This is a genomic window from Streptomyces sp. NPDC024698 (genome assembly GCF_055559015.1).
Genome location: NZ_JBVHLK010000006.1, coordinates 517,102 through 526,610, shown reverse-complemented (window position 1 = coordinate 526,610; position 9,509 = coordinate 517,102). Strand labels below are relative to the sequence as shown.

Annotated in this window: 11 protein-coding genes and 1 pseudogene; 6 read left to right on the top strand and 6 right to left on the bottom strand. The window is 69.7% G+C overall.

The genetic code is table 11. The features are described from left to right. Positions 1-91 precede the first annotated feature (91 nt). Together ACZ4AA_RS18000 and ACZ4AA_RS17995 are read right to left on the bottom strand one after the other, a co-directional pair. On the bottom strand, positions 92-1,078 hold the full coding sequence (locus ACZ4AA_RS18000) for a CU044_5270 family protein (RefSeq protein ID WP_467602446.1): 987 nt from the start codon (positions 1,076-1,078) through the stop codon (positions 92-94). After that, positions 1,071-1,208, bottom strand: a pseudogene (locus tag ACZ4AA_RS17995) (sigma factor-like helix-turn-helix DNA-binding protein); the annotation flags it as partial. The gene ACZ4AA_RS18000 and the pseudogene ACZ4AA_RS17995, both read right to left, overlap by 8 nt. Before the next feature lie 104 nt (positions 1,209-1,312). Here ACZ4AA_RS17995 and ACZ4AA_RS17990 point away from each other — a divergent pair. From ACZ4AA_RS17990 to ACZ4AA_RS17980, 3 genes are all read left to right on the top strand, one after another. Next, positions 1,313-1,507: a hypothetical protein gene (locus ACZ4AA_RS17990; protein WP_467602444.1), complete on the top strand. Its 195-nt coding sequence runs from the start codon at positions 1,313-1,315 to the stop codon at positions 1,505-1,507. Positions 1,508-1,665: 158 nt separating this feature from the next. Continuing rightward, complete coding sequence (locus ACZ4AA_RS17985; protein ID WP_467602442.1) at positions 1,666-2,712, top strand: amidohydrolase family protein; 1,047 nt, start codon at positions 1,666-1,668, stop codon at positions 2,710-2,712. Positions 2,713-2,821: 109 nt separating this feature from the next. Continuing rightward, entirely contained in the window at positions 2,822-3,631 is an 810-nt protein-coding gene (locus tag ACZ4AA_RS17980; protein WP_467602440.1) for a class I SAM-dependent methyltransferase, read from the top strand. 63 nt (positions 3,632-3,694) lie between these two features. Here the strand turns inward: ACZ4AA_RS17980 and ACZ4AA_RS17975 are convergent, their stop codons facing one another. Then, positions 3,695-3,916 (bottom strand): DUF7489 domain-containing protein, encoded by a 222-nt coding sequence (locus ACZ4AA_RS17975; RefSeq protein WP_467602438.1) that lies wholly within the window; start codon positions 3,914-3,916, stop codon positions 3,695-3,697. A gap of 251 nt (positions 3,917-4,167) precedes the next feature. Further along, the gene (locus ACZ4AA_RS17970) at positions 4,168-4,875 is read right to left on the bottom strand and encodes a hypothetical protein (protein ID WP_467602436.1); all 708 of its coding nucleotides are present in this window, start codon (positions 4,873-4,875) and stop codon (positions 4,168-4,170) included. A 287-nt stretch (positions 4,876-5,162) separates the two neighbouring features. On the opposite strand from ACZ4AA_RS17970, the gene ACZ4AA_RS17965 reads away from it, so the two are divergent. Next, positions 5,163-6,014, top strand: a complete 852-nt coding sequence (locus ACZ4AA_RS17965) for a sulfurtransferase (protein ID WP_467602433.1) — start codon at positions 5,163-5,165, stop codon at positions 6,012-6,014. Positions 6,015-6,100: 86 nt separating this feature from the next. Here ACZ4AA_RS17965 and ACZ4AA_RS17960 read toward each other — a convergent pair whose 3' ends face one another. Beyond that, complete coding sequence (locus ACZ4AA_RS17960) at positions 6,101-6,556, bottom strand: hypothetical protein (protein WP_467602431.1); 456 nt, start codon at positions 6,554-6,556, stop codon at positions 6,101-6,103. Positions 6,557-6,702: 146 nt separating this feature from the next. Between ACZ4AA_RS17960 and ACZ4AA_RS17955 the strand changes: the two genes are divergently transcribed. Together ACZ4AA_RS17955 and ACZ4AA_RS17950 are read left to right on the top strand one after the other, a co-directional pair. Continuing rightward, positions 6,703-7,380: a sigma-70 family RNA polymerase sigma factor gene (locus ACZ4AA_RS17955; RefSeq protein ID WP_467602429.1), complete on the top strand. Its 678-nt coding sequence runs from the start codon at positions 6,703-6,705 to the stop codon at positions 7,378-7,380. Positions 7,381-7,621: 241 nt separating this feature from the next. Then, the gene (locus ACZ4AA_RS17950; RefSeq protein WP_467602427.1) at positions 7,622-8,155 is read left to right on the top strand and encodes a COG4315 family predicted lipoprotein; all 534 of its coding nucleotides are present in this window, start codon (positions 7,622-7,624) and stop codon (positions 8,153-8,155) included. A gap of 35 nt (positions 8,156-8,190) precedes the next feature. Here the strand turns inward: ACZ4AA_RS17950 and ACZ4AA_RS17945 are convergent, their stop codons facing one another. After that, positions 8,191-9,384, bottom strand: coding sequence for a cytochrome P450 (locus ACZ4AA_RS17945; RefSeq protein ID WP_467602425.1), 1,194 nt, complete (start codon positions 9,382-9,384; stop codon positions 8,191-8,193). Between the last annotated feature and the right edge of the window lie 125 nt (positions 9,385-9,509).

Sequence of the window (9,509 nt, the reverse complement as noted above, 5' to 3'; positions counted from 1 at the left end):
CCGCCCGCTGGGCATCAGTGACCGACAACGGCGGAATCCTCGGACCCGGACGACTCATGCCCGACTAACGACGAACCTCTGACTCAGGTCACTAGGGGTGCTGCTTCAGACGGTCGACGATCGCCCAGTCCACCACGTGGGAGAGCTGGATGTACGTCTTGTCGCCGGACGCCGAGGTCCGTTCGTCGCGGAAGCCCAGGAATGCGTAGGACTCCGGGTCGAAGATGAGGTACTTGCCCTTCGCGTACGGACTCTTGGTGTAGGCGATCCCCACCCCGGTGCGCCCGGCGGAGTCCTTCACTCCCGGAATCGCCTGGACACCGGGGACCTGGGCCAGCGCCTTGTACGCGGCGGGACGCAGACCCTGGGGCAGCACCGGCCACTTCAGGAGCTCACCGAGCATGAAGTAGGCGTCGAACCACTCCAGTGCGGTGAAGTCGCTCGTCGACCTGCTGGACGATCCGCTGTCGACGAGGACCGGAATGAGCTTCCCCGGGTCGGTGGGGAGCTTCTTCAGTTCGCTCCACTCCCGAGGCGGCCACACGCCCTGGCCCTTCTTCAAGGGTTCCTCCCAGATCACCCGGCCGAGTTCCATGGTCAAGGAGCGCTTGGAGCCGTCCACCGAGTCCCAGTTGACGTCCTCGTACGTCTTGACCGCGCCGGTCCCGCGTTCCGTCTCCTTGATGATCCGCTTCGAGTAGATGAACTGATCATTGCGGGGCGCCACGGGCTCCTCGTGTCTGCCCGCCCGCGTTGCCGCCCCGTTCAGCAAGGTCACGGCGCTGACGTTCCCCATCCTCGGGGCCGCTGTGCCCGACACGCGATCGGCGCGTCCGGGGTGATCGTCCTCGCCGGCGCGACGCTCGGTGACCAGTACCGCCGTTCCCGTAACCGCCACGGCGAGCACCGCGGCTGTCGCGAGGCGGAGCACATGCCGTCGGCTGGGTGCCGTGTCGGGGGGCTGCTGCGCCCGCGCGATCGTGTTGAGCAGCCGGTGACGGGCCTTCGCCCGGGCCGGGTCGGTGAGCGGGGCGGCGTCCGTGTCCCAGTTTCGCAGGAGTTCGAGCTCGTCAGTCATGGCCGGGTACCTCTCGCAGTGTCGTCGGATCGGATCCGCCCAACGCCTCGCGCAACGTGCCGCGAGCCCGGTGCAGCCGTGATCTGACCGTACCGATGGGGACATCGAGGGCCTGGGCCACCTCCTCGTAACGGCTTCGACGTACCACTGCTCCGGGACGGGTTCCACCTGGCCTTCCCCTTCAAGCTGCGGATCGACGACCCGTCCAAACTCACCCGCGGCGGGATCCGCCTCGTGGACGCCGAGTCGAGGCCGCTGAGGGACGACTCCGAACCCAGGAACGGCACCGCTCCCATCAGCTTCGAGGCCGTCGGTGGATCCGGCGGCGCGGGCCTGACGGCTTGGGGCGTCGCCGCGGGCGCGGGAGCCCTGGCGCTGACCGGGTTCCTCACCGTCGCTCTCGTCCGCGCACGTCGACGCGCGCGCTGACGGCCCGTGCGATCCGTGATCGTCTGCGCAGGGCCGGCATGTGCGCGGCGATCGCGGTCTTGGCGGGGGTCTTGGCGGACCCGCGAGGGCATCGGCTGCGGTCTTCGTAGGATCAGCGAGATCGACCGATGCGCAGCGCGTTCATGGGGAGGCCACTGGTGGTGTTGCAGGTGCGCGGCGTCGTCTTGCCCGAGCGGGAGGAGCGATCCTTCTGGATCGACGGCGACCGGCTCAGAGCCGGGACCGCCCCGGATGCCGACCTCGTCGTCGACGGCGGCTGGCTGCTGCCCGGCCTGGTCGACGCGCATACGCATCCCGGAACGGAAAGCATCGAGGACCCGTTCAGTGAGGCGACGCTTCGGCGGCACCTGACCGATCACCGCGACGCCGGAGTGCTGCTGGTCCGCACGCCCGGTTCCGCGGCCCGTATCCCCGACTGGGTGGACGCTGACCCGGACCTGCCCCGCGTCCACTCGGCCGGACGCTGGCTGGCCACCCCGGGCCGGTTCTTCCCCGGCTTCGGAAGAGACGTGAGCGAGGCCGAACTGGTCAGCGCGGCCGTGGAGGAGGCCACCGCGTCCTCGGGGTGGTGCAAGGTCATCGGGGACTGGAGGCCTGACGAACCCGCGCTGCCGCTGGACATCCTCACTGCTGTCGTCCAGGCCGTGCACGCGATCGGCGGCCGGGTGGCCGTGCACTGCCAGACCAGCGAGGGCAGTCGCAACGCCGTCCTGGCCGGAGTCGACAGTCTGGAACACGGCATGCACCTGGACCCGGGCCTGATCGATCGGATGGCTGACCAACGCACGGCGTTCGTCCCCACGCTCAGCGTCTTCGGCTCCGGAGCCGACCGGCGGCGGGCCGCCGAACCGAGCGCCGGCCGGGACTGGTGGCTGGCAGGATGGGACGCGATGCTGCCCAACGTGAGGGCCGCGCACGAGGCCGGTGTCACCGTCCTGGCCGGCACCGACAGCTTCCCGTGCGGCACGGTCACCTCGGAGGTCGACTGGCTGGTCCGTGCGGGCCTGTCGCCCGAGGCGGCGCTGGGCGCGGCGTCGTGGTCGGCCCGCTCCTACCTCGGCCTGCCCGGCCTGGTCGACGGAGCCCCCGCGGATCTCGTCGCCTACGACACCGATCCCACACTCGACGCCTCAGTCCTGGCTCACCCCAGCCGCGTCATCCTGCGCGGCCGGGTCGTAGCCTGAAGGTCACGTGGCCGTCGGCGGGCGGCGGCCCAGGGCCGGCAGCGTGCGTCGGAGACGACGGCGACCAGTTGGGGTCGCGGCGGCGGCTGTCCCAGGGAGAGGGAGATCAGTGCAGACGGCGTTTGATGAGTCCGAGCGGCGGACGTGGGCAGGGCGGGCCGATGCCTATGCCGCGAGTTTCGCCAAGCTCTGCGCCTATCCGGTACCGAGGCTCCTCGATGTCGCCGGGGTCGGAGAGGGTGTACGGGTCCTCGATGTGGGGACAGGCACGGGCACGGTCGCCGTCCTTGCGTGTGGCCGCGGAGCGAAGGTGACGGCGACGGACGCCGAACCTGACATGGTCGCCCGGACGGCACTCGCGGCCCCGGACGCTGACGTACGGCTCGCGCGACTGCCCCGACTCCCGTTCGCCGACGACGAGTTCGATGCCGCGGTCGGCAACTTCGTCCTCAACCATGTCGGACAACCTCGGGAAGCCCTGGCGGAGTTGCGACGCGTCACACGTCCTGGCGGCCGGATGGCGGTCACGATCTGGCGGGTGCCCGCGGCCGCCGGCCAGAGCCTGCTTGGCAGGGCTGTGCAGGCGGCGGGCGTCACCCGTCCGGCTCACCTGCCGGCTCTCGCCGCCGAGGACGACTTCCCTCGTACGGAAGAGGGCTTGGCCGCGTTGCTCGGGGACGCGGGTCTCACGAACGTCGGCTGCGACACCCTGACCTGGGACCACAAGGCGACGCCTGAGGAGTGGTGGAGCGGACCCGCCGCCGGAGTGGCGACGATCGGCCAGATCGTGATGAGCCAGAACCCGGCGGCAATCACCGCGATCAGAAAGCACTTTGACTCATTGTGCGCGGAGTTCGACGGTCCGGATGGGGTGCTGATGCTGCCTCACGCAGCGTTGATGGCGTACGGCCGGGCTTGATCGACCTGCCCGGGTGGGCGAGTTGAGCTCCACGTTCACGGTCCCCGTCCAGCGTGCCGGGGGTTACGCCTTGGCCGGGCCGCTGCCGGGCTCCTTCACGATGCGATCGCCGACCGCGATCGACTTCCACAACCCTCGGTCCAGGCGCACCTTGAGCGACTGACCGTCCGCACACCTCACCTTGACGAAGTGGTACATGTTCGCGCCGTCGAGCATGCCCCGCGACTTGTCCTCGACAGTGCCTTCCCAGGCATCGTCCGATCCTGGTTTGTGAGATGTGAACATGCCGCAAGCCTACGGAGGCCGAGAAGCCCCGTGCAGGTCAAGCGGCACACATCACGCAGTACAGATGTCCCACAAGGTGCCCCACAAATGTCCTGAGCGGGACACCGGCGCCGGGTCGACGCCCGACGCCTGGGCCGAGGCTCTTCGGCTCGCGGGCCGTCCTGTCCCGCACCGGCGTGTTCGACGCTTCGCCCCCTGCCCTCACCCCTGGCGCCCTCGGCGCGCTCTGCACGCCTCGCGCCCGCCGCCGGTCAGGCGACGCGGTCCAGACCCGCCCTCACCGACTGCCGGGTGCCGTCCCGCTTGATGGTCTCGTAGGCGAAGTCCACCGTGTCGCCGGGACGCAGTGTCAGGGTGATGCGCCCGTTCGTGACGCAGTCGCCGGACTGGATGCTCTCCCCCAGCGTCACCTGGTCCGTGCCGCCGACCGCGGTCAGGGTCACGGTGCCGTAGCAGTCGGAGGACTCCATCGCGTAGTGGACGCTGCCGACTTGCTCGCGCAGGCCGCCCTGGTCGAGTTCCACGGTGACGCGGTAGTGATCGGTGCGGGTGGCGTCGACCTCCTCGGCGTAGCCCTGCCAGCGGCCGAGGAACTCCTCCGGCAGGCCGACCGGCGTCGGAGACGCGAGGGTCGAGGCGATGGGGGTTCCGGCAGGTGCGCCGGACGCCGCGGGTGCCACGGGCGTGGTCGGCGGCACCGAGCTGCGGGGAGCGACGGAGGTGGCGGGTGTGCCGGGCGCGTCGGAGGTGGGTGACGCGCCACCGGCCGACGGACCGGAGGCGCGTTGGTCCGTGTCGCCGCTCAGCTGCACGAACAGTCCGATCAGGGCCGCGACGATCGTGGCCGCCGCGCCGATCAGGGCCACGACGAGCGCGCTCCGGTGGGAGTCACCGGCGGCCGGACGGGTCGGTCGCTGCGGCGTCGCGTAGGGATCCGGCGGGAACTGAGGTCTGGTCATGGCGCGGCCTCTGCTGCGTAGTTCGGGGAAGATCAGGCCATATTGCCGCCCAGGCACCGGACTTGTGCGACTTTCACGCAAATCTACTGAACGGATCACGGCGCATCGCTTCGGGCGCATTCTCGGTACGGCGCGCTCTCCGGTTCACCGGCACCGGACCGTCGGCGCGGGCGCCCCGCTCGCCGTCGGCGGTGACCGGATCAGGAACACGGACGGGAGCGGCGACAGGCATCCCACCATGTGAAACGATCTTGCTCATATGGTGGACCGCTGGCTACGGTCGGCCCATGAGTGAACTTGTGGATGTCTCGCCGTTCGCGCAGGTTGAGGAGCTGAACGGCTTGCCGGGGCGCGTCGTTCTGGCAGACGTGAGGTGGTACCTGGACGGCCGCTCCGGGCGAGCGGCGTACGAAGGAGGCCACCTCCCGGGTGCGGTGTTCGTGGACCTCGACCGCTGGCTGACGGGGCCCGCGACACCGACCGGCGGACGCAATCCCCTGCCGTCGCCGGAGGTGTTCACGCAGGGCATGCGGACGCTGGGGATCAACGACACCGACATCGTCGTCGCTTACGACGATCAAGGCGGAGTCATCGCGGCCCGGCTGGTGTGGATGCTGCGGAACACCGGCCGTCGCGCAGCGATCCTCGACGGCGGACTCGCCGCCCATCTCGCGGCGCACCCCGGCTCCCTGACCGCGGCGGAACCGGCGCCCTCCGAGGGCGATTTCTCGATCCGCCCCTGGCCGGCGGAGGCCCTGGCGGCGGCCGATGAGGTGGCGGGACCGGACGTCCTGGCGGTCGACGCCCGCAATCGCGACCGTTTCGCAGGCGCGCAGGACCCGGTCGACCCGCGTCCGGGCCACGTCCCGGGTGCGGTGAACGTGCCCTGCCGGGAGAACCTGGACGGCCAGGGTCGCCTTCTGCCCGTACAGCGGATCCGAGACAACTTCGGCGCCGCGGGGGTGAACCTGGACTCCTCGCCGAAGGTCGTGTCGTACTGCGGCTCAGGGGTGACGGCCTGTCACAACCTCTTGACTCTCGAACACGCGGGTCTGCGTCCTGGCCGACTCTTCGTCGGGGGATGGTCCGCCTACAGCCGTGACGCGTCCCGACCCGTGGAGACCGGGCTCGCTGGTTGAAACACTGCGGCGATGGCGGGCGACCGCGGAGAGGGGAACGCCGTAGTCGTCCGGGGCCGGATCGTCGACCGGTGGCCGTGACTTGATCATTGAGCGAGTTCGAATCGCTCGGCGATCTGCTCGATGAGAGGCAGGTGCTCCTCCCATGAGGCACTGCCCATGCCGAGCACGAACGCGGCGTCGCCCCGTACGGCGAAGTACTCCCGCGTCCGGCGCACGACCGTTCCCCCGCTGTCACGGGTGACGAAGTCGAGCGCCACTCCCAACTGCCCGGCGAATCGAGTCTCAGCGCGGGTGAAGTCCTCGAAACCGTGGGCTGCGAGTTTCTCCTGAGCCGCGTCCGCCACCTGTGCCGCGGTCAGACCCCTGGCGGGCATCTTGAAGACGATCAGCATCCGGCCCTCACCTCCGGTGGCCCGCAGGATCTCCGGCCCGTTCGCCGGAACGGGAGGCAGCGCCTCCCAGCCCATCGGCACATGCAGGACCACCCCGTACGGCGTGATCTCGAACGGCTGCCAGGCGGAGCTGCTGACGTCAGACATGTGGCGACCTTCCAGAGTCGGGTGTTACTCGGCCGCCACAGGTGATACCGGCCGTCGATCGCGATGCGAACCTCGCAACCTGCCCTCTTCCCGGTATCCGTGGGAGGGAAAGTCAGACGAGCACCGAGCCTCAGGAGACCATCGCGGTGAGCAGCCACCAGGCCGGCCCGGCCGACCCTGAGCGTGAGCGCCTGGTCACCGAGCATGGCTACCTCGTCGAGCGGGAGACCGCCCGCTACCGCACCTGGCACATCGATCGGTCGGACCTGCGACAGGCCGGCATGCTCGGACTCCTGATCGCCGCAAGCCGCTTCGACCCCGATCGCGCCGTGCCCTTCGGGGCGTACGCGCACACCTGGGTGCGCAAGGAGATCCAGCGAGCCATCTCCCAGCAGGAGTTTCCCGCTGTCGTGCCCGCCGATCTCGTCGGCCGCACCGTGGCCCTGCGCCGGGCCCTCGACGAGAACGCGGACAGCCTGAGACTTGCGGCCGCGTGCCTGGGAATCTCGCCGGCGACCGTCGCAGCCCTCCACCGGCAGCTTCGCACCGCGGCCTCTGACGACGAGGAAGAGCTGCCGGCACCCGGGTACGTCTTGGCCGACCCCGAGCACACCGTGATCGCCATGGACTTCACCGACGCAGCCCGAGCGGCCCTGACCCGCCTCGACCCACGCCTGGCCGAGGCACTGATCCTGCGCTACGGCCTGGACGACCGACCAGGACGGTCGTTCCGCCAGATCGGCCGCCACCTCGGCGTCTCCGACCACACGGCCAAGAACTTCGTCCAACGCGCCCAGGCCGAGCTCCGCCGACTCATCACCTGACGTGACCACCGTCCACACTCCGCGACCCGCGACCCGCGACCCGCGACCCGCGACCCGCAGAAGCATGAGGCACGGACCGGTCCATCACCACGCCGCTCCAAGGCAAGATCCAGTCAGAGAGCGCGTGCGGCGGTCCTGTGGACCGGTGGTCGGCTTTGGCGTGTAATGGAACATAGGGGAGGCGTGCCGAGGCACATCGGCCGCAAGGCACTCCGAGGCGATCGCAGCCGGAGGACTTCTCGTGAAGTACCACACCCGAGCATTCATCGCAGCCACCGGAACAGCACTCTTCCTGACCACGGCATCCATGGCCTACGCCGATGGCGGCAGCCACGGTTCGGCAGGAAGCCTGCAAGCAGCGGGATCGGCGGTGAGCACCTCGTCCCCCGCGACGGTGTCCGCCCAATCCGGTCCGCTCGGCAAGATCCTGGTCAACAGCAAGGGCCACACCCTCTACCTCTTCCAGTCCGACAAGACCAACAAGTCCACCTGCAACGGAGACTGCGCCAAGGCCTGGCCGCCGCTGAAGGCCAGCGGGAAGCCGACCGCCGGGACCGGCGTCAACAGCAAGCTGCTGTCCACCATCACCCGCAGCGACGGCTCGAAGCAGGTCGCGTACAACGGGCACCCGCTCTACACGTTCGCCGAGGACACCAAGGCCGGGCAGACCAATGGGCAGGGGCTCGACGCCTTCGGTGCCAAGTGGTACGTGGTCGGCACCGACGGCAAGCAGATCACCAAGGCCTCGCCGTCGTCACAGACCGGCGGCTACTGATCGATCCGCGAGGAGCGGCGAGCAGGGGTTGCGTGTCACCCGAGGTCCACGGCCACGTGCAGTCCGCGGATCACATAGCCCCCGATCTCGTCCTGGAACGTGACACGGGGCGGTGTGAGCATCCGGATGCCGTCAAGGGCGAACAGGTGGCCGAGGAACACGTTGGTCTCCATCATCGCGATGTCGGCACCGGGACACCGGTGCGGTCCGTCGCCGAAGGACAGGGCGGCCGCGTACCGCCCTGTCGCTGCCGGCCGGCCGGGGCAGACCGCCGTGGCGGCGGCGCCCACGGCCTTGGGGTCGATGTTGGCCTCGTCCACGAAAATGTCGACGAGCGATCCGGCGGGCACGGTGACGGTGCCGTCGGCGCCCGGGACGTCGACGGGGCCGGTTGTCCGTCGGCTCAAACGGGCGACCGCGGGTTCCAGGCGCAGGATCTCGTGAATCACCGCAAGGCGTTCGCTCTCGCTCCCGGCCCGGTAGCGCTCGCGCAGTGCGGTGTCGGTGAACAGATGCCAGGCCGCGACGCACATGAACTCGCGGGTGGTGACCATTCCGGCAGCTGCGTAGGTGAGGCACTCTCCGAGGATCTCGGGGTTGGAACAGCCCTCCGCGATCAGGTGTGAGATCAGGTTGTCGGCGGGCCGGTCACGGTGGGCGCGGACGGCCGGTCGGACATCGGCGAGGTAGATCCGCAGCCAGTTGGTGTTCTGCCGGAACAGCCAGTAGATCCCGTGCACACTGGTGAGGCCGGGCTTCCCGAACCTCTCGGGGAAGAAGCGCTCCAGCCGTCGCTGGATGCCGGGTCTGCTGCGGGTCAGGCCGATCACCCCGCACGCCACGTCGATCGCGACGCCGAAGGTGAGGTCCTCCAGCAGCGCCTCGCCGTCGGTCCGCAGGGTGTTCAGGTACTTCTGCGTGATGTGTTCGGTGAGTTCCCGGTAGTGCTCGTCCACGCGGCGGGGCGTGAAGTAGCGGGCGGTCTGACGGCGGTGTTCCCGGTGTTCGGGCCCGTCGCGGTACAGTACGGGCCGCCGGATCCCGGCCGGCAGTTTCTCGACCGTCTCGACGCCCAGACCCGCCTGGACCGTGTCGGTGCTGCGCAGGACGGCACGCGCCGCCGCATGACCGCGCACCTGCCACGTACCGTCCTCCCCACGGCCCATCGGGCAGCCGAAACCGGCGGGAGCCCTGCGGATCTTCCGTGCGTCGCCATCGACCTGGTCCATCGAACGCTGCCCCCATCGTCGTCTCGGCGCACTCCTCGAAGAAGTCCGCCGACAGGCCGTGTGCCGCCAGACTTCACCACGGCCGCGCCCGACGCCAGTACCTCAGCCTCCAGGACCGTAACCCG